We start from the raw sequence: 25,622 nt of genomic DNA, 5'->3' as shown, positions 1-25,622 counted from the left end.
ATTAGTTTTAAAGGATTAATCAATGTTAACTGTTGAAATGATATCATATCTAAATAATCAATTAAATTTAGAGTTTTTTTCTGCTAATCTTTATTTACAAATGAGTGCATGGTGTAGCGATAAAAGCTTTGAAGGAACTGCATATTTTTTAAAAATGCATTCACGTGAAGAAATGGAACATATGCAAAGATTATTCAATTATTTAAGTGATACTGGTGCAATGCCGCAATTAGGAAATATTAATGCACCTTCAGTATGTTGGAATTCACTAGGTGATGTCCTTAAAGAAGCTTTAGAACATGAAGAATTAATTACAACTAAGATTAATGATCTAGCTCATGTTGCAATGATGAACAAAGATTATTCAACATTTCATTTCCTTCAGTGGTATGTAGCAGAACAACATGAAGAAGAAAAATTATTTAAAACTATATTAGATAAACTTACTCTAGTTGGTTATAAAGGTGAAGGATTATTCCTAATTGATAAATATTTAGAACGTCTAACTACACAAAAATTCAATAAAAATAAAAATTTATCTTAAACACAATTTAAACTTAATTTAAGTTGAAAAAGTTAATGTATAAGATTTTAATAAAAATAAATATTTTTTTATTTTTTTTTGAAAAAATTATAATATAAAAAAAGATATCATTATCTTAATTTAAAAAGAAAAATCTTTTTAAAAAAAATAAATATTTAGATAAATATCTAAATATAATTAATTTATGTTAAAAAAATATTTACATATTATTAATATTTAGATGTCTTTTTTTTTAAAAAATTTTTAATAGTAAAAAATTAAAGTTTATTATTAGCAGTTATTAGGATTATTCTTACGTATTTTTCATATCCATTTATTCTATTTATTCAATCTACTATAGAATCAATTATTTATTTTTTAAAAGATAAAGTATTCTTATAATAAATTTATTGATATCTATTTTATAAATTGATAAGCAATTATATTAATCATGAAATACTCAATTTAATCCTTGTATATATTTTAATCGATGTATTTACTACATTTTTTATTTTATATTTAATGAATTAAACCTTAATAGATATCAAGTTAAATAAAGATTTAATAAAAAAATAAATATTTTAATTACATAATATGCAAGGAATGAATAATGGGTATAAAAAAATATAATACTATTATGGTTAACGCAGGACGTAGTAAACGTTATACTCACGGAGCAGTTAATCCTGTAATTCAACATGCTTCATCCATTATCTTTAATACAATAGACGACAAAAAACGTGCTACTATTGGTCGTACTAATGGAAGTCTATTCTATGGTCGTCATGGTACTCTTACGCATTTTTCTTTACAGCAGGCTATGACTGAACTAGAAGGTGGTTTTGGATGCATGTTATATCCATGTGGTACAGCAGCAGTAACTAATGTAATGCTTGCTTTTGTAAGTACAAATGATCATGTACTAATGAGTGGAGCAGCATATGAACCTACACAAGCTTTTTGTACAAAAATATTAAAAAAATTAAATATAACTACAACATTTTTCAATCATTGTATTGGCAATGAAATCGAATTATTGATACAAAGTAATACTCGTATAGTATTTCTAGAATCACCCGCTTCGATGACAATCGAAGTTCAAGATATTCCATCTATTGTAAATGCTGTACGTGCTAAGGCACCTAACATTATAATTATATTAGATAATACTTGGGGAGCAGGCATACTCTTTAAAGCACTTTCTCACGGTATTGATATATCCATTCAATCAGGTACAAAATACTTAGTTGGTCATAGCGATGTTATGATTGGTACTGCTGTTGCAAATAAACGCTGTTGGACACAGCTATATGAAAATTCATATTTAATGGGACAAATGGTTGATGCTAATACTGCTTACATGGCAAGTCGTGGTTTACGTACGCTTAGTGTACGGCTTAAACATCATGAAGAAAGCGCATTACAAATAGCAAAATGGCTTGAAAATCAACCAGAAGTAGAAAGAGTCAATCATCCTGCATTAAAAAATAGCAAGGGTCATCAATTTTGGAAACGTGATTTTATAGGAAGTAATGGTTTATTCTCATTTGTTTTACATAAAAAATTAAATGCTAAACAATTAGCAAATTATTTAGATCATTTTCATTATTTTAGCATGGCCTATTCTTGGGGTGGATATGAATCCCTTATTATAGCTCAGCAACCAGAAGAACTTGCCACAATTCGACCATCTGGAGATGTAGACTTTAATGGAACATTAATACGCTTACATATTGGTTTAGAAAACATAAATGATTTATTAAATGATCTTAAGTTAGGTTTTATACGTTTACAAAATTAATAGATAAAATAATATGTAAGTTATTAATAATATTTCTTTTTAAAAAAAGAGGAATAGCAAAATCCATTTAAATAATAGGATAGCATATGACTATTTTATACACTATTATTCAAGCACTTTGGAATCAAGATTTTATAACATTAGCTAATCCAAATATAGTATGGATAATATACAGCATAATGTTCATTATTATTTTTTTAGAAAATGCTTTACTACCAGCTGCTTTTCTACCTGGAGATAGTCTTCTTTTATTAGCAGGTGCAATGATAGCTAAAGGTGTAATGAATTTTACATTAACTATGTTTATTTTAACTATTGCATCTAGTTTAGGATATTGGCTAAGTTATTTACAAGGACGTTGGCTTGGCAATACTAAAATTATAAAAAATTGGTTAATGCATATACCTATAAAGTATTCTCAAAGAGCATCATACATGTTTAATCGCCATGGTCTCCTTGCTTTATTGATAGGACGTTTTTTAGCATTTGTTCGTACTATATTACCTATTATAGCTGGTATCTCTGGATTACAAAATGGATTATTTCAATTATTTAATTGGATTAGTGGAGTATTATGGGTTAGTATAATACTTAGTATAGGATTTATTATTACTCAAGTACCGTTTATAAAACAGTATGAAAATCAAGTTATATTTATTTTTATGATGTTACCAATTGTTTTATTACTTATTGGGCTTTCTGGTAGTATTATTATGATTTGGAAAAAACGTAATTAAAAAAAATTTTTTATAAGCTTACTATACTTTATTTTCTCCATTAATATATCAATCAAAACGTGACAGTGTTATTGAAGGATTCAATATAAAAATTTAACTAATACACTGTAAAACTTATGTCCTATCATTCATTATAAAATAAATCATTGTTATTAAAAGTAATTAATTTAATAATTTGAAGTTTATATTAATATATGGTTTTATTTAATTAACTAATAATTCGATAAAATATAATTTTATACTTAATATTCAGAGCTAACTGATATTCTCTTAACTGAAATATAGAAATAAGTTTTTATAAAATATGTTGTGTGCAATATAATTGCATTAAAATAGTAATATACAGGTAGTATTATTAGTTAATGAATCGTTAGCGCTGAGATCTATAATCTATATTTATTTATATAAATATAGATTATCCTTAGTACATTGTCTATTAAATATATTAACAGATACTTATGCCTAAAAATTACTTAAAATAGTTTCTATAGATCATTCCTTTAATCATAACTAATTATGAATATGTATAGTGTACACAAATAAATATTATTAAAAATGTCTTCTTACATTAAATACTAGTAATTTACTATAAATAATTAATAGATAATTTTTTATGATCAAGATAAAGGCCTACAATTAATTTAAAAAAAGAAAAAATAATAAACTAATAATAATGTTTATCAATTAACATTTATTAAACAAATAAAATATAAAATTTAAACTATATTAATAATGCAATTTCATAATAAATGAACTTATTCCTCATAATAACTTACCTAAATTTGTTTAAAATAAATAATTTATCTAATGCTTGTTTTTTTTAGTTTAGTAACTTCATTATTTAATTCTTGTATTTTTAAAGCCATTAATGTATGACAATAATTAGTTAATTTTTTTACTGTTATAGATTTAAAATTAGAAGGATATACTGGTGGCATCATTTCAATAATTACTATTCCATTATTCCAGCGATTTAATTTAATTTTATTATGGGTATTAGAAATGACGATTGGAATAATAGGAACTTTAGCAGCTATCGCTACATGAAAAGCTCCTGTTTTAAACGGTAATAAGCCCTTACCCCGACTACGTGTTCCTTCAGGAAATATCCAAAAAGAAATACGTTTTTTATGAAATTTATTTATTATCTCATTAATAGTATTATATGCATTTATTCGATTATTCCGATCTATTACTATGTTACCAGTTAACCAATATAATTGACCGAATAAAGGAATCCATAATAAACTTTTTTTACCTACTGTAACGGTAGTAGGTTGTACAATATTAGCTGCTATGATTATATCATAATTATTTTGATGATTAGCAATATAAATTGCATTACCATAATTAGTAACATTAACTGGTTTACGCAATTTTACCCTAATACCGAAGACAATTGATAAACGGCCAAACATATGACTAAAAGTTGCGACATGCTGTGGATTACGTGGAAAACATAAACACCAAATACTACCAAATATACAAATTATTGTTAAATAAATTAATGCAATAATAAATCGTAAAATTAATAACATAAACTCCTCAATAATATGATGATTAAAATCTTATTAATGTGTTAATATTTCATTTTTTGAAAAATATTAATTAAGGTTATGCTAATGGTAGTCTTACATAATCAATATTCTATATTAAAACGTATAATAAGCTACAATATTGTCTATATTGTATACGTAGTTTAATAATTATAATAATTTATCTTTATTTTCAGTTAATTCAGCAACTGATTCTAAATCATATTAAAAATTAATTCAATTACAGAGATTCTTTTTGCCAGCTGAATAATCATTGATATACCACGGTTATCATAGATGAAGTTATGAACAATATTCAATATGTAAAATTAATTTAAAATATTTGATGTAACCAGCTAATATTTTATCACTACATATTATTATGTCTAATAAAGATTATAATTAGGATATTTAGAATTAATATGTATCCTTTGACATTTACGTACTTTTAAATTTAATTAAAATTTCAATGTTATCTGCATGATAATCAGATTTTTTTATTACTATTTTAATAGTATTATTAATACTAAAATTTAGTTTTTAGTAAAATATTTCTTATTTTATTAATATATATTAAGAATAATAATATTTTAATAATGAATACAATACTAATAATAAGGTGATTATATTCAATACATATATTTATTTTAGAATATTCCATTCCTTTAATAGCGTTCTATAGTGTAATTCTAACCATTGTAGAGACAAAATAGTTGCTGCATTATCAATGATACCTTCTTGAATCCATTGATAAGCTTGTTTACGGCTTACTACATGGACAAAAATATCTTCATTTTCTTTTTCTACACCATACTGACTACTTTTTGATAAATTACTATCTATTTCTCCTAATAGAACATATAATCGTTCAGATGTACCACCAGGACTTGCCAAATAACTCATTATTGGTTTAATACGCTTAATCTTTAAATTTGCTTCTTCAACTGCTTCACGACGGACTACTTCTTCCGGTGTTTCTCCATGCTCAATAGTACCAGCAATTACTTCAAGTAGCCATGGCGTTGAGCTAGAATCAAAAGATGCTATTCTAACTTGTTCAATCAAAATTACTTTATCCAACAATGGATCATATGGAAGCAAAACAGCAGCATGTCCACGTTCAAAAACTTCACGTATTATTTCTTTACTCATTTTACCATTAAAGCGACGATGGATAAAGAAATAACTAACTATAGAAAAAAAACCTTCATATTTTTTTTTACGAGTAATAATTTTTATATCATTTTTATTGAAAAAGATAGGAGATTTTTTAATATTCAATAAATGTTAATTCCTTAAAATTAGATTTAGATAAAATAAAAAAACAATATTTAATATGTTAAGTACTTTAAATTTTAAATTAATACTTAATTACTTTCAGTAAATTTAATGATATTTTTATTAAATTAGTACATTATTAATTTAGTTAAAAAATAAGCAAGAATAATAAAAAATTTCTAATATCATAAATAATATAAAAAATATTTAATTTTAAAAGTATATATTCTATTACATAGATATATGCTTATATTAATAATTTTTTAAATATTTTATTTTTATGTAATATAATTATTTTCTTGTAATCGACGATATGTGACTAGATCTTCAATTGTAATTAAAGGCATATGATGTTGTTTTGAAAATAATATAGCTTCAGGCATACGAGTCATACTACCGTCATCATTTGTTAATTCACATAAAACAGCTGTTGGTTTGAAATCTGCTAAAGTCATTAAGTCAATAGCTGCTTCAGTATGTCCATTACGTTCTAGTACTCCACCTTTACAGGAACGTAATGGAAAAACGTGACCAGGGCAATTTAAATCACTTGGCTTAGCTTTATCTGCAATCGCTGTATGAATCGTAGTAATACGATCGCGAGCTGATACACCAGTTGTAACACCAGATGCTGCTTCTATAGTAACAGTAAAACCTGTTCCATAAGTACTAGTATTATTTTTTACCATCATAGGTAGATTTAATTGTCGACGGCGTTCTTCAGTAATGCAAAGACAAACAATACCACTACCATAACGAATCATTAACGCCATCTGTTCAATCGTGATAGTTTCAGCAGCAAAAATCATATCACCTTCATTTTCACGATTTGCATCATCTATAACAATTACGCCACGACCATTTCGTAATGCATCAATAACATGTTCTACACGTTGTTTTAGCATACCAAATTTAATAAGAAATTTTTGATTTTTCATATAATAAAAACCTTATAAGTATATATATAGATAACTAGGACTAAAATAATTTTTTTAAATAGACAAAACAAATATTTATAAATTATACTTAGTTGAGTTTTTATATATAAATAATGCATTGTCTTATTTTATCAGTATGATAAGCTTTACTATAGAATTTCATGAAATTTTATTTATATAAAAGATATTTCATTTTTATTTTAAGTTAATTGAATTAACTAATAAATATTATTTAAGTTTAAAATTAAAAATTAATATGATATCAAATAGATAGATAATGGTAATCTATGAAAATTATGAAAATATAGATATTATTGTTTTTTAAAATTGATAATTTTAAATGTCCGTTTTTTAAAGTTATTTAAAACATTATACTTAATAGGTTTAAATATTTATTATTTCTATATTTCTATTATTAAATTACAATATAATTAAGAAATCATAAATAATTAAATGGATTTATTTTTAGTAAAAAAAATTAATTATTATTTTTTTAACTACAAATTTTAACTCAAATATTCAACACATTACTAACATATCATATAAAGAATATTTCATTCAATTAAGATTGAAAGCATATTGAGTTGTAAACTACTGAGAATAATATTAAATTTAGATAAAAAAATAGATATTTCATAATAAATTATTTTATGAAATAAGATTTCATAATGTAAAAATATTTCTTTTAATTATCACGAATAGTTTTAATAATATTTGTAGTTGAGATATTATGTTCTAAATTAATAACACATACATCTCCGCCATTATCCCATATTTCTTTACTGCCTACAATATTTTCTAATTTATAATCACCCCCTTTTACAAGTAAATCTGGTAGTATTGCTGCAATTAAACGCTGTGGTGTATCTTCTTCAAAAGATACGACCCAATCTACAGCTGCTAATGCGCTAAGAACAACCATCCGATTTTTTAATGAGTTTACTGGGCGATTTTTACCTTTAATACGTTTTGTAGATTGATCACTATTTACAGCTACAATTAAACGATCACCAAGTTTACGTGCATTTATTAAATAAGAAACATGCCCAGCATGTAAAATATCAAATACACCATTTGTCATAACTATTTTTTCACCACGTTGATGAGATATTGCTACTGCAGCTTTAAGTTCTTCTTCTGTCATTACACCAAAACTACTAGTGGCATTTTCTAATTCAAAAGTATTAACAGTAGAGGTACCTAGTTTACCTACAACTAAACCAGCTGCTGCATTAGCAAAAAAACATGCTTCTTCAAGACTTTGACCAGCAGCGATAACAGAAGCTAAAACACCAATTACTGTATCACCAGCTCCAGTAACATCGAAAACTTCTTGTGCCTGAGTAGGTAAATGTAATGGATCTTTCCCTTTTTGTAGAAGAGTCATACCATTTTCTGAACGAGTTATAAGTAATGCAGATATCTCATAATCTACTAATAACTGCATACCACGGTTCATAATTTGATCTTCAGTTTTACATTTACCAACTATGGCTTCAAATTCAGATAAATTGGGCGTTAATAATGTTGCTCCACGATATCGGTCAAAATTAGTACCTTTAGGATCTATTAATACAGGAACATTTACTTCACGTGCTAACTGAATTATCTCTTGTATACTATTCAATGTACCTTTTGCATAATCAGAAAGGACTAATGCACCAGAAGTACTTAAAGCTTGATATACACGATTGTATAATAATATTGGATCTATATCATCAAAATTTTCTTCAAAATCTATACGAATCAGTTGTTGATTATGTGATAAGACACGTAACTTAGTGATAGTCAAATGGTTTTTGAGAACTATACAATCACATTGTACTTTTAAAGTATGTAATTTTTTAATAAGTATACGCGCTGCATCGTCTTCACCAATCAAACCAATCAAACGAGCAGATGCACCTAATGCTGCAATATTGATTGCTACGTTAGCTGCACCACCTGGACGTTCCTCAATTGTATTAACTTTTACAACAGGTACTGGAGCCTCTGGCGATATACGGTAAGTAGGACCATACCAGTAACGATCTAACATTATATCCCCAACAACCATTACTGAGGCAGTATTAAATGAAGGAGGTGTTAATTTCATGACATAGACTCCTAACTACATAAAATATTCAATAACTCATAAAAGAAGTGTATTAATATTTACTCAATCTAAACTAGATAAGTTATTTTTATATTAGCCAAAGCTATTAATTACAGTTCATGGCTACATATTTAATAATTAATAATAATTGATTAAAATATTTGAAAATTTCTTTTCAGAGTTAAATAATGTAATATTTTCTGTAAAATGATATATGTGTATATAAGCAATTTTTACCTCATTAACCCATAATTATAAAAAGGAATATTAAATGAAAAGTCTTAGTTTTATTAAATCAATATTTTTAAAGAAAATATTCCAATAAATAACCCTAACCTTAAAAATGATATTGTATAACAAAATTAATATTATTGATGTTAGCTACTTTAGTTATTTTCAGTTTTTATACTCTTATTATTATATTTTATAAACGTTTTTTTATTATTTCATAATTTTTTGTATCCTATATGTATTAAATAGTAAATATAAAATATTATGGCTAATAATCTTAAAAAAAGAACATAGAGCTTACTATATTCACCAAAGATTAAAAGTTTATGTAATAATACTAATGCCTTTATATCTATTTTTATATTGTTAATGATAATGAAAATCATTAATAATCTTACTAAAGTAATAAATAAAATTAGAAAGACATCAATTTAATATAAATACTAGATATTGTATGTGGATTACAGCAAATACATAATAATTAATTTTTCTAGATAGATAGAAATTAGTAACCTACTTTAATATACTTACTATAATAGCTATAGTACCGTATAGAAAATTATTGAAAATCCCTTAAGGTAGTCAATCGTACATATAACTTTTATTTTAAAATTAATCGTATTTTAATTTTATAAAATCGTGTCATTCAAAAAATATTTTTTAGTATCATTAAATAGTATATTTAGTATACTACTTACTTTAATAATTTAGATTTATCAGATTAATAAATCACTACATTTAAACAATGATAATAAAAGTGATAGTAATATCATATCTGTAATGGTCAATAATTTTAATTATTAAAACTTTTTAAGTGTTTAAATTAAAGTAATGATTTTAGCTACTGATATTTAAATAGCTTTAAAATATGATTTATCATAGATAGTTAATTATAGGAGATATTAGTTGTTAAAGATTAATATATAATATCAAATTTATTTAATAGATATTAATACATTAATTTTATGATAATTTAATAGTATACATAAACTCATTCAAGTATTTAGTATTTTCTATTTGAACTTTAATCATTATTAATAATTTTTAATAAATAAATGTTTTCTGTAATAAATTTATTCAAAGAATAGATAACCTTTTTAAAAAAGGAGTTAATGACTTAAAGTTATATAATAATTATTTATATCGTTATTTAAAATAAATAAATTTATTGTTTTATCTTATTTGATAATATAAATATATTTAAATTCCTATTTATTATTTAACAAACTAATAATCTAAAAATATTTTTTATATGTATAAAAATATGAATACATTATATTTAAATTATGTTTTATTTTAAATAAATTTAAATTTTAAGATAATAATTTATTATTATATTTCTTAATCAATTAAGTAATTAATAAATTAATTAAATAAATTTTTAAGTATAAAAAATATAATTTTTTATAAAAACAGAAAATTTAATTCTTGATAAAATCAATATAATATACATTTATTTATATTATATTAATATCTACTTAATTAGTAGATATTTTTTTTCATTGAAAACTTAAATACTTTAAAAGATCATAGAAAAATAACATAATAAATTATCATCATTAGTAAATATATTTTACTTTCCTATGGAGTAATTCAATGCAAATTTTTTTAGTCGGGGGTGCAGTACGGGATTCATTATTAAATTTACCCATTAAAGATAAAGATTGGGTTGTAGTTGGAAGTACTCCTAATGAAATGTTTAATAAAGGATTTCAAAAAGTTGGAAAAAATTTTCCGGTTTTTTTACACCCACATAGTCATGAAGAATATGCGTTAGCACGTACAGAACGTAAAGTAGGAAAAGGATATGTTGGTTTTGTTACTTTATTTACACCAGATGTTACTCTTATGCAAGATTTAAAACGTCGTGATTTAACTATTAATGCTATGGCACAAGATAAAAATGGAATATTATTTGATCCATATGGTGGTTATAAAGATTTAAAATCTCGCATTTTACGCCACGTTTCTTCTGCATTTAATGAGGATCCTTTACGTATACTACGTGTAGCAAGATTTGCTGCAAAGTTAGCTCATCTAAATTTTAAAATTGCAAAAGAAACAGAAAATTTAATGATTAAAATGACAAGCAGTGGTGAATTGGCAAATCTTACTAAAGAACGTATATGGAAAGAAACAGAGAAAGCACTATTAACTCTTAATCCACAGATCTATTTTCACGTACTTCGTAATTGTGGAGCATTAAAAGTTTTATTTCCTGAAATTGATAATTTATATGAATTATCAACAACAAATATAATTCATTCAGAAGTTAATATTGAAGTACATCATTCATTAATGTCTTTAGCTTTAGTAGCTAAGTTATCTAATGAGCTAGATGTACGTTTTGCTACTTTACTTCAAAATATTGGTAAAGTATTAACTTTACCTAAAAAATTTATTGATTATAAAGAATATAATGTATCAGGAATTCCTATTATTCAATCATTATGTGAACGATTTAACATACCAAAGCAAATTCGTAATTTAGCTTTAATTGTCAATCAGTTTCATAGTGTAGTCCATAATATTCAAGACCAATCCGCTCATAGCTTAGTTGCTTTATTTGACCATATTGATGCATGGCGTAAACCACAACGGATAGAACAGTTAGCATTAACTAGTGAAGCTGATGCGCGAGTGAGAAGATATGGTTCTGTATTAGAATTAGAGAATGTAATGTATTGGCAGGGAAATTACTTACGTACAGCCTTTTCTTTAGCTCAATCTATATTAACAAAAGATATAATTCTTGCTGGATTTAAGGGTAAATATGTTAAAGAAGAATTAACCAAACGCCGAATTATAGCTATTGAAAAAGGATTAATGAACATGTAATATACAAATAAAATATACTGCTAAAGCAATAATAAAACGATATATGGCAAAGACAACAAAAGAAACATGCTTAATTAGATTAAGAAGAATATCAATAGATACGAGCGCTACAATAAAAGCACTGATAAAACCGATTATAAACATTGGCAACTCTTGTAATGTTATAAAACTAATATTTTTATAAAGTTCTAAGCAGGTCGCTCCAATTATCGTAGGAACTGCTAAAATAAACGAAAACTCTGAAGCAGCATAACGACTAATTCCCATAAACATACCACCAGAAATTGTAGCACCAGAACGAGAAAAACCTGGCCATAAAGCTAGGCACTGAAAACACCCAACTATAAAAGCTTGACGGTAAGTAATCAAATTAATATTCATAATTTGTTTTAAGTATTTATTTTTAATATATTCCGCAGTTATAAGTAAGAGACCTCCAAATATCATTGCATACATGACATTTATTGGCTTAAACATAGTTTTAACTTGATTATGTAATAAAAAACCTAATAGCGTAACTGGTAAAATACCTATTAAAATATGAAATAAATTCAATGAATTTTCATTAAATTCTTTATTATGATTTCTAATCATATTGATATTAATTAATTTTAATAGTATATATCGATACTTTACTACTACCGCTAGGATAGAACCAAGTTGAATTACTATTTCAAAAGTGTTAGCATTGTTGTCTTGAAAACCAAGAATAGATCCTATTATAATCATGTGTCCAGTAGAAGAAATAGGTAAAAACTCTGTAAAACCTTCAATAATTCCTAAGATTATAGCTATATTAAAGTGATAAATATGAATCATTAAAATAATTTGAACTATTTATTTAAGTTGTGGTATTTGTAATACACTAATGAAAATACATTAATATCTAAAATTATTAAAATTAATATGTTTAAATAGATAAAACTTGAAAAATTAAATATTTTCTTATAATTCTTTTACTTTAATTAAAATTCCCACGTTCAATATATACACCAACAGTTTTTGCTTGAGCAATAGCTCCTGGTTTTTCTACTTTAATACGTATACCATCAATTTTAAATTGATTCATTAATAACTGAGCGATTTCTTGCGCTATATGTTCAATTAAACTAAATTTCTTATCTTGTAAATAATGAAAAATGGAGTTAGATATATCTGTATAGCTTAAGTAATTATTTACATTATAGTGTATCTTTGAATTACTATTATAAGCTATTTCAATATCAAATAATAGTTTCTGTTGTATATCTTTTTCCCAATCGTATATACCAATAGTTGTAAATACCGTAAGTTGTTTTATAAATAGAATATCCAATTTATCACTCTCTTTAATTATTATTAAATATAAATTAACTAATTTACTATAATTAAGATATATTTTAATGTATTTGCGTTAAACAATCTCTCTAAATAAATTATCAAAAGTTAAAAACTATATTTCTTAATTATATTAAGATATTATTAAATTTTATATTTAAATGATATTTAGCTCGATAAATATTTAGCTCGATAAATATAATGGTATCTCTATTCGAATCATTACTAATTAGCTTCTAATATCATGAATAATTTTATTTATATTCAAGAGATGGTAATTCTGTTAATGACCACCGTGGGTATACATTTACAGTAAAATTTGTTTTAGGAAAATTTTCTTTTAAGCGAACCATACCAGTATAAGCAATCATTGCGCCATTATCTGTACATAAAGTTGGACATGCATAAAATACTTCTCCTTTTCTTAATTGCATCATTTCAGACATACGTTTACGAAGAGTATGATTAGCACTAACACCTCCAGAAACAACTAATCTATTCAATCCTATATGTTCTAAAGCACGTTGACATTTAATCATTAATGTATTTATCACTGCATCTTCAAATGCATATGCAATATCTGCACGGGTTAATTGATCTGCTGGACTTTTACGAATAATATTAGCGACACAAGTTTTTAAACCAGAAAAGCTAAAATCAAAACCAGGTCGATTAGTCATAGGATATGGAAAAGTAAAACGTCCTGGTCTACCATGCTTAGCTATATGAGACAACATAGGACCACCTGGATAATCGAATCCTAATAATTTAGCAGTCTTGTCAAATGCTTCTCCTACAGCATCATCAATTGATTCACCTAATAATTTATAATTACCAATTCCAGTAACTTTAATAAGTTGTGTATGTCCACCAGAAACCAGTAATGCAAGAAAAGGAACTTGCGGTGGGTTTTCTTCCATCATTGGGGCCAATAGATGAGCTTCCATGTGATTAACTGGTATAACAGGAACATTCCAAGCGAATGCAAGAGCACTACCCACAGTAGCACCTACTAATAATGAACCCATCAAACCAGGACCTGCAGTATATGCTATAGCATCGATTTGGTTAGATTTTAAATCTGATTCTTTTAAAGCAGCTTGAATAAGTGGTATTATTTTTCGTACATGATCCCGCGATGCTAATTCTGGAACTACTCCACCATAATCAGCATGTAATTTTACTTGACTATATAATTGATTTGTCAATAACCCCAGTACATCATCATAAATCGCAATACCAGTTTCGTCACAAGATGTTTCAATACCTAGAACTCGCATGTTTTTATTACCATATTATTATCATGCAATATTTTGTTATTATAAAATATATAATAATTAAAATATATTTAATTTTTATAAAAAAATAAATATTTTGCTTATTATAAAATAGTATGTAATACTAAATTCAAACTATATAAAGATAATTTAAATATTTTAAAATACTTAACTCAATATATATATTGAAAAAATAACCAACATCTTAAATTTCATTTAATCGGGGTTAGAATTAAATGCCTGTAATAAAAGTACGTGAAAACGAATCTTTCGATGTAGCGTTGCGTCGCTTCAAGCGTTCTTGCGAAAAAGCTGGCATTATGGCTGAAGTTCGTCGTCGTGAGTTTTATGAAAAACCGACTACTGAACGTAAACGTGCTAAAGCAGCTGCAGTAAAACGTCATGTTAAGAAATTAATCCGCGAGAACGCAAGGCATACTCGTTTATACTAATCTTGAATTCATCTTCTCATACTTAATAAAAAGTATAGATATAGATAGGAAATAGCTTATTATTATGCTTATATGGCTGAAAAGTCGAGATTATGATTGTGGCTGGACGAATTCCTGGATTATTTATCAAAAGTTTGCTTGCCAGAACAGACATAGTAAGCCTTGTTAGCTCTCGTGTAAAATTAAAAAAACAAGGTAAAAATCATAATGCTTGTTGCCCATTTCATAATGAAAAAACACCTTCTTTTACCGTAAGTGGAGAAAAACAATTTTATTATTGCTTTGGTTGTGGTGCTAAAGGTAATGCCATTGATTTTCTTATTAATCACGATCGTTTAGATTTCATTGAAAGTATTGAAGAATTAGCAACGTTACATGGTTTAGAAGTACCTTATACCATTAGTAATGGTTCTAATCAAATAGTAAAGCGACATCAGCGCCAGAGCTTTTATGAATTACTAAATATTTTAAAGAATTTTTACCAGGAATGTCTTTACGAACAACAAGCGCAAGCTGTACGAAATTACTTGATGACCACACGTGGCCTAAACCAAGAAGTCATGAATAATTTTGCTATTGGTTATGCTCCTGCTGGTTGGAATAATGTAATAAAATTCTTGAGTTCACAAAAAAATTATTACAAATTATTAATCGAATCAGGTATGTTGGTCAATAATAAAGGCCGAACTTACGATCGTTTTCGTAATTGTATTATGTTCCCAATTCGAGATAAACGAGGACGTGTACTTGGTTTTGGTGGACGTTTATTAGGTAATGCTACACTTAAATATCTCAATTCGCCTGAAACACTTATATTTCATAAAAGTCGTCAATTATATGGGCTTTATGAAGTACAAAAATACTATATACAACCAACATGTTTGTTAATTGTTGAAGGTTATATGGATGTAGTAACATTGGCACAGTTCGGTATCAATTATGCTGTAGCATCGCTTGGCACATCAACTACAGCTGAACATATTCAACTTTTGTTTCGTTCAACAAATAATGTTGTTTGTTGCTATGACGGGGATATTGCTGGACGAAAAGCATCGTGGCGTATACTTAAGAATGCATTACCTTACATGAAAGATGAGCGTCAACTAAACTTTATATTATTACCAAATAATGAAGATCCAGATACTATAATTCGTAAAGAAGGTAAAAAAGCATTTGAAGAAAGAATAAAACAAGCAATTCCAATTTCTACTTTTTTATTTAAAAATCTATTATTACAAGTTGATTTAAGTACAGAGAATGGTAAAGCTAAGTTAGCTATGTTAGCATTACCACTAATTAACCAAATTCCTGGAAAAGCATTGCGTATTTGTATGCGTCAAATTTTAGGATTGAAAATTGGTATTATTGATGATAATAAATTAGATAAACTCATACCAAAATTAGAACAAAGTAAAATATTTGGTAAAATAGTACCGTCGTTGAAACCCACAACTATGCGCTTGCTCATTGCACTTCTTATTCAAAATCCGCAATTTGCTGCTATGGTACCCACACTAAATGGTCTTGAGCAAACTAATATGGCAGGTTTGCCGTTGTTTGTAGAATTAGTAAATTACTGTATAAAAAATCCTAGCCTAACGACAGGACAACTACTAGAGTTTTATCGCGAAACAAACTTTAACCAAACACTTGAAACATTGGCTACATGGAACCACATGGTAGTAGATAAAGAATTAGAAACAGTATTTCAAGATTCTTTGACAAATCTTTACGATTGTGTGCTAAAACAACGCCTTGATGTACTTATTGCGCGAGATCGTACTGATGGCTTGAATTCTTCTGAACGACGGGAGTTTTGGTCTTTGAGTCAAGCTTTAGCTAAAAAATAAATTTATATTAAGTAACAAATCGTATATACACGCAGCATAAAAACGCATTTCTAAACCTTAATTTGAAGGTTAATAAATAAGTTAACCTAAAAATAGTTAAAAATATCTTTGATATATACATAATTTTTTAAAATTAAAACCCTAAAAAATCTTGTTAAGAGAATAAGAAAAAGGATAATTAAACTAGATTATAAAAATCATATAGAATAAAAATTAAATATCAAAAGGCAAAAGTTCTCATTCGAGAATAGTAAAATACTCTAATGCCTTTAATGTTAATGTCGGTATCGATACCGACCAATACTAATCTAATTAATAAAGCGTGGATACCGTCTTATGGAGCAAAACTCGCAGTCACAGCTCAAGCTACTTGTCACACGTGGGAAGGAGCAGGGCTATCTGACCTATGCTGAGGTCAATGACCATCTGCCGGAAGATATAATTGAATCCGATCAGATCGAAGACATTATCCAGATGATTAACGATATGGGTATTCAAGTCGTTGAAGAAGCCTTTGATACTGATGATCTAATATTACATGAAAATAATACTGATAATAATAGAGATGTAGCTGAAGTTGCTGCTCAAGTATTATCAAATGTTGTTGAATCTGAAATTGGTCGTACTACTGATCCAGTACGTATGTACATGCGTGAAATGGGTACTGTTGAATTATTAACCAGAGAAGGTGAAATTGATATTGCTAAGCGTATTGAAGAAGGTATTAACCAAGTTCAATGTTCAGTTGCTGAATATCCAGAAGCAATTAATTACTTACTTGATCAATGTGACCGAATAGAAGCAGGTAAATCTCGCTTATCTGATTTGATCAGTGGTTTTGTTGATTTAAATGTTGATGAGAATATTTCAGCTAATGCAATCCATATTGGATCTGAACTATCAGAAGAAGATCGTAACGACGAAGAAGAAAGTGATGTTGGAAATTCTGAAGATGATCATTGTATCGATCCAGAGGTAGCTCGTGAAAAAATCTTAGAATTACGTAATCAACATCAAATTACACGTACTGTGATTAAAACTAAAGGACGCAACCATATTGATACAATTGCTGAAATACAAAATTTATCTGAAGTTTTTAAACAATTCAGACTAGTACCTAAGCAATTTGACTATTTAGTGAATAGTATGCGTGAAATGATTGAACGTGTACGTACTCAAGAACGACTAATCATGAAATTATGTGTTGAATTATGTAAAATGCCTAAAAAAAATTTTATTTCTTTGTTTACTGGCAATGAAACTAGTGAACATTGGTTTCAATCTGCTTTAAAGATGAATAAACCTTGGTCAGAAAAACTACAAGAAGTAGAAGAAGAGATAATGCGTTCGCTACAAAAATTAATCCAAATAGAAGAAGAAACAGGCTTAACTATTGAGCAAGTAAAAGATATTAATCGTCGTATGTCTATTGGAGAAGCTAAAGCACGTCGTGCAAAAAAAGAAATGGTTGAAGCAAATTTACGTCTGGTTATTTCTATCGCAAAAAAATATACTAATCGTGGTTTACAATTTTTAGATTTAATTCAGGAAGGTAATATTGGCTTGATGAAGGCTGTAGATAAATTTGAATATCGCCGTGGGTATAAATTTTCCACTTATGCTACTTGGTGGATTCGTCAAGCTATTACTAGATCTATTGCTGATCAAGCTCGTACTATTCGTATTCCTGTCCATATGATTGAAACTATTAATAAACTTAATCGTATTTCACGTCAAATGTTACAAGAAATGGGACGTGAACCGACTCCAGAAGAGCTTGCTGAACGTATGTTGATGCCAGAAGATAAAATTCGTAAAGTACTTAAAATTGCTAAAGAGCCAATTTCTATGGAAACACCAATAGGTGATGATGAAGATTCGCATTTAGGAGATTTTATTGAAGATACTACGCTAGAACTACCTCTTGATTCAGCGACATCAGAAAGTTTACGATCAGCTACACACGAAGTTCTAGCAGGTTTAACTGCTCGTGAAGCAAAAGTTCTACGTATGCGCTTCGGAATTAACATGAATACTGATCATACTTTAGAAGAAGTAGGTAAACAATTTGATGTAACTCGCGAAAGAATTCGTCAAATTGAAGCTAAAGCTTTACGTAAATTACGTCATCCGAGTCGTTCAGAAGTATTACGTAGCTTTTTAGATGAGTAATATTTTTATTTTTAGATAAATTAGATGTACTGTAATTTAAAATTAATATAAATATTAATTTTAAATTAATATAAAAAATTTATTTACTAATACATAATAAGTATTATAGTATTTTATGTTTCTTAGGCCCCTTAGCTCAGAGGTTAGAGCAGGCGACTCATAATCGCTTGGTCGCTGGTTCAAATCCAGCAGGGGCCACCAAAATTTAAAATACTAATAAATTTATTTTATTATTTTCTAAACACTAACATCTAGTGCTTTTTACAAGGATATAAAAGTAATAAATTACTTACTTATGTCATTATTTTAAAATAATTTATTATTTATTTTTTTTTTGTCATATTGAATTTATATTCAATAATACATAAAATAGTTTTATATAAAAAAATATTAAAAATCTTAAATAGTATGTATAGTAAAATACATTTATAACCTATCAAAAAGTTAAATTTATCAAAATAAATATAAATCTTATTTAACTATATTTTTTAATTGTATAATCATATAAATAACTAAAAATTATATAAAATTTGTCTAATAATATATTTCAATATATATTATCTATATAAATTTTAATTTAAATTTAAAATATAAATAGTAAGTATTAGCTGCCATTTCATCAGTACTACTTTAAATTTTCTCATCTTCTGTCTATTCTTAATAGATAGGGACATGGTTTATTTTAGATATAATTAAATAATTAAAAGATCGTTTTATACGATATAAAAGTTAATATTAATTATGAGTGAATGATAATTTCACTTATCCAAAAATATTTAATTATTGCTAATATATATAGCATTATTTAATTTAATATGAAATTAATAAAATACAAATTTTCAATTTGTTTTTTTTAAAAAAAGTAAAATCAAAAGGATATATTATTATGGTTAAACAAACATCTTTTGAACATTTACGTACAGAATTAAAAAATATAACTAATAATCTAGAAGAAGTGATTAGTAGTTCAGCAGATAAATCTAAATTTGAAGTTAATAAACTGCGTAACAAAGCAAAACACGTTTTAGATAGTTCACTTGATCGTATTGATCAATCTAGCGCCTATATTGCAAAAACTACACGAGAAACAATAAAAAAAGCAGATAATTACTTACATAAGAATCCTTGGCAAGGTACAGGTATGGGAATAGTAATAGGTTTTATTTTAGGAATTTTGATTATACGACGTTAATATGAATAATAAACAGATAAACAAAGGACAAGGACTAGGAAAAAGTATTTTTAATATTAGCCAACAAGTAATAACTACATTGGTTAACATAGTAGATACTCGTTTAAAGTTAGCAATAGTAGAATTAGAAAAAGAAAAAAATAATTTAATTCAAATATTTATTTTAATTGGATTGACTATACTCTTTACAGCTTTTGGTTTAATGAGTTTAATATTACTACTAATATGGAGTTTAAATATTAAATATCGTTTAATAGCTATAACTATAATTACATTCGTTCTATTTATATTAGCAGTGTTTTTCGGTATTTGTGTTCTTATAAAATCACGTAATTCTAGGTTACTACGACATACTCGTCAAGAATTAGATAATGATCGTAAATTATTAGAGGAATATGATTGAGGAATATGATTTATGAATCATAAAATGAGTAAATATCAAATTTATAAATTAATAGATAAAATAAACAAACAACGTAAATCTTTAAACACTGCTTGTACTAATTGGCTAAATAATACTACACGATATGATCGTATTTGGATGATATTATTAAACATACGTCGTTACTTAACACTTATTAGTAGTATTTTAGCAGTGATTTCTATTAAAAGTCCTTATCGTTTAATACGTTGGATAAAACGTGGGTTTGGCTTATGGGGTTTATGGCGAATTATCAAATCAATTATGGTTTCTCATCATATTTCATTAAAATAAAAATTAAATAGTTTTGATGGAACTAGATATTATATTTTTATAAACTAGTTCCTAATTATTTTAGGATATATAAAATATAAATAATATTTTTTATTATATAAAAATAAATATAAATAAATCAAATTAATTTAAGTCAAATTAATTATTGAAACTAACCTATAAGCCGGGTTCTGTCATGGACAGTCATTCATCTAGGCCAGTAATTACTTACTGGCTCAAGCGACCTACCCGAGTATTAGTACGGGCAATACTATATCCCCCTATTTGGTCTTGCTCCGAGTGGAGTTTACCGAGCCACGATCTGTTACCAGCCGTGCGGTGTGCCCTTACCACACCATTTCACCCTTACCTAATCTCATATGTATACTACAATAGTATCATACATAATTATCGGCGGTTTATTTTCTGTTGCACTAGTCGTAGGTTTACACCTCCCAGGTATTACCTGGCACTCTGCCCTATGGAGCCCGGACTTTCCTCTCCTTTATTTATATGGTTTGCAACACATAAAAATATGTTTAAGCAGCGACTGTCTGGTTAGTTTCAATAATTAGATTATAAAGAATCAATTTTTATTTGTCATCTTTTTGTTGATTTAAAACATATTTATAAAGAGTATTTTTAGTTATTCCATGAATTTTTGCTGTTAATTTAGATGCTATTTTTAATGGTAGTTCTTGTTGTAATAATATTAGAGTACGTAACGTTGAAGAATCTAAAATATTGGCATCAACTTTTTTTACATAACCTTTTACAATTAATACTATTTCTCCTTTATAGCGATTTTTATCTTCCAATACCCACTCTAATAATTTTTCAATTGATGCTCCATATAAAGATTCCCAACTTTTAGTTAATTCCCGAGCTAAAACTATATAACGTTTGGAGCCCCATTCTTTTATCATATCATGTAAGCTATATATTAGACGATGAGGAGATTCGTAAAAAATTAAAGTACGTGATTCATAAGCTAAATTCCGAAGGATATCACGACGAGCCTTAGTTTTAGATGGTAAAAATCCTTCATAACAAAAACGATTAGAGGGTAATCCAGATGCACTTAATGCTGTAATTGCTGCACATGCTCCTGGTAATGGAATAACTCTTATATTTATTTCACGACAACAACGTACAAGATAATATCCAGGATCGTTAATCAATGGAGTACCTGCATTGGATACTAAAGCTATGCTTTTACCATCTTGTAGTTTCTCTACTAATAATTTTGTTTTTTGCTGCTCATTATGAACATGTAACATAAATAATTTATTTTTAATGGAAAAATGTTTAAGCAATAATCCAGTATAACGTGTATCCTCAGCTGCAACTAAATCAACATGAGATAGTACTGTTAATGCCCGTTGGGTAATATCATTTAAATTACCGATTGGAGTAGGAACAATATAAAGAGTACTAGCATAAATTTTTTCTTGATAGTGATATTTCATCAATTATTAAACCCACATTAAGCTTTTATTTATTAAATATCATAAAAAATTTATATTATAATAATGCTCATTATTATAATAATATATATAAAATACAGTGATGATTAAGATAGAATATAAAAAGATATTTTTATAATAGGTAGAATTTAAAAATATAAAAAAATGAAGTTAAAGTAATTAATTTTATTAAAAATAAAGTTATATTTTTATTGTAAATTATGATAATCATAAAACTAAGTAAAAATACTAACCATACTAAATATGTTAACAACATATACTTTTTATTTTTAATAAGTCTTTATTTAAATAAAGCATTACTATTCAAATGGTTGCTAATATTTAATATTAGTATAGCAGATTAATATAATCTCTACTACAAACTTAGGATTTAATATTAATAACAATAAATAATAAATATAATTACCTAATATTAATACTGTAGTAAATTAAAAGTCTAAAATAGAAACTATTTTTATTTACTATTATCTCTAGATGATGAGAATCATCATATAATACTGAATAGAAATTATGATCTATATGGTCAAATTTATACTAAAAAATAGAAAAATTATTTAAAAGGAAAACATAAAAAATATATATTTATTTTTAACTAAAGATAAAATTCGATTACTAATATTGTAGTATTTTATACTAAAGTTAATAACAACCATGCAAATAAATACATTAAAAAATATTATCATTTTATTATTATCTATATTATTACAGGGGTGTGTTACCATAATTGCTAGCAACGCTGCTGTTGCTACTAAAAGTATTAACGATCCTCGTACAATTAGTATGCAGATAAAAGATAATCTATTACAACGCTCTATAACTAACACGATATCGCAGGATCATGCTATTAAAAATCAAGCTCACATTATAGTTATCGTATATAATGGAAAAATATTATTAATTGGTCAAGCTCCAACTCAAAAATTAGTTCATCGCGCCATATATCGTGTAATGACCATAGTAAAAAATACAAGAAAAATATATAATGGAATTCGTGTTAACCATCAAAAAATTAGTATACCTATTTCTTTATCGGATACTTTGATAACAACACAAATCTGTTTATATATATTCAATAGTAATCAAGTAAAATTATCTAATATTAAAGTTATTACTGAGAATGGAGAAGTTTTCTTATTAGGTTTAGTCACACAGCAAGAAGCAGCAGCAGCAGCAAATATTGCTAGTCGAGTAAAAAATGTAAGACATGTCATAACGGTATTTACTATTTTAAAATAGATTATTAATCAATATAATTGAAATTGAATTAGTATATATAAAAAATATTACTTGAATTTGCATAATTTATATATTATTAAATTAAGTATTAAAAGATAAAATATATAAATGATTTTGATAATTAAATATAAATATATTGAATAATAATTCATTAACTTTTAAAAATTACTAATCAATACATATCCATATTATAAATTTTAATTATATATGTTCTACTTTCTATTCATTAATTATTCACCTAGTTAATAATTTTTATATTAATTTAATTATCATTTTTTTTATAATTCTTTTTCTATAAAATTAAAATATATAAATATTTATAATAGTATTTCTCAAAGAAATGATATTTAGCCAGCCAACTATATTATTATTACAATATTTAATGTATAATAATCTGATTACACCATAATTAATTATTTATTGTATTTAATTATAAATTAAATACATAATATTTAACTAAAGTTAAGTTTTAAGATAGATATGATGAAAAATTATTTACCAGCAATGTTCATTTCAGGTAATAAAACTGAACCACATTGGATATTACTACGTGTTTCAATATCATCACCAATTGTTATCATATTGCGCCACATGTCTTTTAAATTACTGGCAATGGTGATTTCGCTTACAGGATATTGAATCTCATTGTTTTCAACCCAATAACCTACTGCACCTCGCGAATAATTACCATTAATATAATTAACACCTTGTCCCATGAGTTCTGTTACTACAAGACCACGATTCATTTGTTTTAGTAGGTCTTTAAAGCTATACCCTTGTCCAGGAATATACCAATTATGTATACCACCAGCATGACCAGTTGTTTGTAAACCTAATTTACGTGCTGAATAACTAGTCATTAACCAATTCTGTAATATCCCATTATTAACAATATTACTTGTTTGAACACGTACACCTTCACTATCAAATGGTTTTGAAGCTAAACCTTTTAATATATGTGGATTTTCTTTAATGGTTAACCATGATGGAAAAATAGATTGACCAAGAGAATTTAGTAAAAAAGTAGATTTAAGATATACACTAGTTCCGCTAATAGCATTAATAAGATGACTAAATAAATCAACTGATACTTCTGGAGTAAAAAGTACCGGTGCTTTCATAGTAGAAAGTTTACGAGGTAATAAGCGTGATAATACACGATGAGCACATTCCTTACCTACCCACTCAGCACTCTTAAGATCATCAATGGAACGACCAATAGTATAAGCATAATCACGTTCCATGCTACCATTTTGCTCTGCAATAACACAACTAGAAAGAGAATGCCGACTAGAACAGTAACTTTGTAACATACCATAGTTACTTCCAAATACTTTAATACCTACATGGCTATTAAAATTGCCGCCTTCAGTATTAGTAATTCGTTTATCTGCATTTAACGATACTTGTTCAGCATGTGCTGCTAAGTTTATAGCATGTTCAACGTTAATTTCCCAAGGATGGTAAAGATCAAGATCTGGAGATTCAAACGCTAATAATTCACAATCAGCTGGTGCTGCATAAGGATCAGCTGAAGTATAGTACGCAATATCGATTGCTGCTTGTACAGTAGCTTTAATAGCTTTTGGAGTTAAATTAGTTGAAGATGCTATACCTTTACAATTTTTGTGATAGACAGTAATATAAAGTGCACCATCATTATTAAACTCAACATTTTCAACTTCACCATAGCGAGTACTAACACAAATACCTATAGTTTTAGTAATAGTTACTTCTGCGCCATCAGTACTAGACTTTGCTAACTCCAAAGCTTGTGCAGCTGCACTTTCTAATAATTTACGTTGTTCGTTAATCTGAGTCAATATGTTCATTATGTAGTTATTTAACCTTAATATATATTGTACATACATATATATAGAATGATACTATCATCACATTGAAAAAATATTTTTAATACTATTAAATAGAAAAAAAACGTTTTAACCTTAAAAAACAATAAAAGTAATTA

General features: G+C 26.6%; 20 protein-coding genes, 1 tRNA gene and 1 other RNA gene. 12 read left to right on the top strand and 10 right to left on the bottom strand.

All coding sequences use genetic code 11. The features are described from left to right. Positions 1-22: 22 nt before the first annotated feature. The 3 genes from ftnA to FD728_RS03030 all read left to right on the top strand — a co-directional run bounded on the left by ftnA (position 23) and on the right by FD728_RS03030 (position 3,061). Positions 23-544, top strand: coding sequence for a non-heme ferritin (gene ftnA / locus FD728_RS03040; protein WP_159934704.1), 522 nt, complete (start codon positions 23-25; stop codon positions 542-544). Positions 545-1,133: 589 nt separating this feature from the next. Continuing rightward, the gene (metC, locus tag FD728_RS03035) at positions 1,134-2,324 is read left to right on the top strand and encodes a cystathionine beta-lyase (RefSeq protein ID WP_159934702.1); all 1,191 of its coding nucleotides are present in this window, start codon (positions 1,134-1,136) and stop codon (positions 2,322-2,324) included. 86 nt (positions 2,325-2,410) lie between these two features. After that, positions 2,411-3,061, top strand: coding sequence for a DedA family protein (locus tag FD728_RS03030; protein ID WP_159934700.1), 651 nt, complete (start codon positions 2,411-2,413; stop codon positions 3,059-3,061). A gap of 800 nt (positions 3,062-3,861) precedes the next feature. On the opposite strand, the gene FD728_RS03025 is transcribed toward FD728_RS03030, so the two are convergent. From FD728_RS03025 to hldE, 4 genes are all read right to left on the bottom strand, one after another. After that, complete coding sequence (locus FD728_RS03025) at positions 3,862-4,599, bottom strand: 1-acylglycerol-3-phosphate O-acyltransferase (protein WP_159934698.1); 738 nt, start codon at positions 4,597-4,599, stop codon at positions 3,862-3,864. A gap of 639 nt (positions 4,600-5,238) precedes the next feature. Next, positions 5,239-5,877, bottom strand: a complete 639-nt coding sequence (nudF, locus tag FD728_RS03020; RefSeq protein ID WP_159934696.1) for an ADP-ribose diphosphatase — start codon at positions 5,875-5,877, stop codon at positions 5,239-5,241. A gap of 275 nt (positions 5,878-6,152) precedes the next feature. Beyond that, a complete protein-coding gene (gene ribB / locus FD728_RS03015; RefSeq protein WP_159934694.1) occupies positions 6,153-6,812 on the bottom strand; it encodes a 3,4-dihydroxy-2-butanone-4-phosphate synthase in 660 nt (219 codons plus the stop codon). Between the two features lie 685 nt (positions 6,813-7,497). Beyond that, complete coding sequence (gene hldE, locus FD728_RS03010) at positions 7,498-8,907, bottom strand: bifunctional D-glycero-beta-D-manno-heptose-7-phosphate kinase/D-glycero-beta-D-manno-heptose 1-phosphate adenylyltransferase HldE (protein WP_159934692.1); 1,410 nt, start codon at positions 8,905-8,907, stop codon at positions 7,498-7,500. Positions 8,908-10,734: 1,827 nt separating this feature from the next. Between hldE and FD728_RS03005 the strand changes: the two genes are divergently transcribed. Then, a complete protein-coding gene (locus FD728_RS03005; RefSeq protein ID WP_159934690.1) occupies positions 10,735-11,976 on the top strand; it encodes a multifunctional CCA addition/repair protein in 1,242 nt (413 codons plus the stop codon). On the opposite strand, the gene bacA is transcribed toward FD728_RS03005, so the two are convergent. The 3 genes from bacA to tsaD form a co-directional block, all read right to left on the bottom strand. Next, the gene (gene bacA, locus FD728_RS03000) at positions 11,962-12,795 is read right to left on the bottom strand and encodes an undecaprenyl-diphosphate phosphatase (protein ID WP_159934688.1); all 834 of its coding nucleotides are present in this window, start codon (positions 12,793-12,795) and stop codon (positions 11,962-11,964) included. The genes FD728_RS03005 and bacA overlap by 15 nt on opposite strands. A 142-nt stretch (positions 12,796-12,937) precedes the next feature. Further along, a complete protein-coding gene (folB, locus tag FD728_RS02995; protein ID WP_159934686.1) occupies positions 12,938-13,291 on the bottom strand; it encodes a dihydroneopterin aldolase in 354 nt (117 codons plus the stop codon). A gap of 256 nt (positions 13,292-13,547) precedes the next feature. Further along, the gene (tsaD, locus tag FD728_RS02990; protein WP_159934684.1) at positions 13,548-14,573 is read right to left on the bottom strand and encodes a tRNA (adenosine(37)-N6)-threonylcarbamoyltransferase complex transferase subunit TsaD; all 1,026 of its coding nucleotides are present in this window, start codon (positions 14,571-14,573) and stop codon (positions 13,548-13,550) included. A 233-nt stretch (positions 14,574-14,806) separates the two neighbouring features. Here tsaD and rpsU point away from each other — a divergent pair, with 233 nt between their 5' ends. From rpsU to FD728_RS02955, 7 genes are all read left to right on the top strand, one after another. Further along, positions 14,807-15,022, top strand: coding sequence for a 30S ribosomal protein S21 (gene rpsU / locus FD728_RS02985; protein WP_159934682.1), 216 nt, complete (start codon positions 14,807-14,809; stop codon positions 15,020-15,022). A 98-nt stretch (positions 15,023-15,120) separates the two neighbouring features. Next, positions 15,121-16,872, top strand: coding sequence for a DNA primase (gene dnaG, locus FD728_RS02980; protein WP_159934680.1), 1,752 nt, complete (start codon positions 15,121-15,123; stop codon positions 16,870-16,872). A gap of 336 nt (positions 16,873-17,208) precedes the next feature. Beyond that, positions 17,209-19,044 (top strand): RNA polymerase sigma factor RpoD, encoded by a 1,836-nt coding sequence (gene rpoD, locus FD728_RS02975; RefSeq protein WP_159934678.1) that lies wholly within the window; start codon positions 17,209-17,211, stop codon positions 19,042-19,044. A 125-nt stretch (positions 19,045-19,169) separates the two neighbouring features. After that, positions 19,170-19,245 (top strand) — tRNA-Ile (locus FD728_RS02970). 685 nt (positions 19,246-19,930) lie between these two features. Beyond that, the gene (locus tag FD728_RS02965) at positions 19,931-20,236 is read left to right on the top strand and encodes a YqjD family protein (RefSeq protein ID WP_159934676.1); all 306 of its coding nucleotides are present in this window, start codon (positions 19,931-19,933) and stop codon (positions 20,234-20,236) included. 1 nt (position 20,237) lies between these two features. After that, on the top strand, positions 20,238-20,639 hold the full coding sequence (locus tag FD728_RS02960; RefSeq protein WP_159934674.1) for a phage holin family protein: 402 nt from the start codon (positions 20,238-20,240) through the stop codon (positions 20,637-20,639). Between the two features lie 12 nt (positions 20,640-20,651). Continuing rightward, a complete protein-coding gene (locus tag FD728_RS02955; protein ID WP_159934672.1) occupies positions 20,652-20,951 on the top strand; it encodes a YqjK-like family protein in 300 nt (99 codons plus the stop codon). Between the two features lie 143 nt (positions 20,952-21,094). On the opposite strand, the gene rnpB is transcribed toward FD728_RS02955, so the two are convergent. Further along, an RNA gene (rnpB, locus tag FD728_RS02950) (RNase P RNA component class A) lies at positions 21,095-21,496 on the bottom strand. Positions 21,497-21,523: 27 nt separating this feature from the next. Beyond that, positions 21,524-22,399: a 16S rRNA (cytidine(1402)-2'-O)-methyltransferase gene (gene rsmI, locus FD728_RS02945; RefSeq protein WP_159934670.1), complete on the bottom strand. Its 876-nt coding sequence runs from the start codon at positions 22,397-22,399 to the stop codon at positions 21,524-21,526. A gap of 669 nt (positions 22,400-23,068) precedes the next feature. Here rsmI and dolP point away from each other — a divergent pair. Then, on the top strand, positions 23,069-23,653 hold the full coding sequence (gene dolP, locus FD728_RS02940; RefSeq protein WP_159934668.1) for a division/outer membrane stress-associated lipid-binding lipoprotein: 585 nt from the start codon (positions 23,069-23,071) through the stop codon (positions 23,651-23,653). A gap of 491 nt (positions 23,654-24,144) precedes the next feature. On the opposite strand, the gene pmbA is transcribed toward dolP, so the two are convergent. After that, positions 24,145-25,485, bottom strand: a complete 1,341-nt coding sequence (pmbA, locus tag FD728_RS02935; RefSeq protein ID WP_159934666.1) for a metalloprotease PmbA — start codon at positions 25,483-25,485, stop codon at positions 24,145-24,147. Between the last annotated feature and the right edge of the window lie 137 nt (positions 25,486-25,622).

Source organism: Pantoea sp. Aalb (assembly GCF_009829985.1).
GTDB lineage: Bacteria > Pseudomonadota > Gammaproteobacteria > Enterobacterales > Enterobacteriaceae > SZZU01.
The sequence above is the reverse complement of the archived record's forward strand: the minus strand, read 5'-3'. Positions and strand labels throughout refer to the sequence as shown.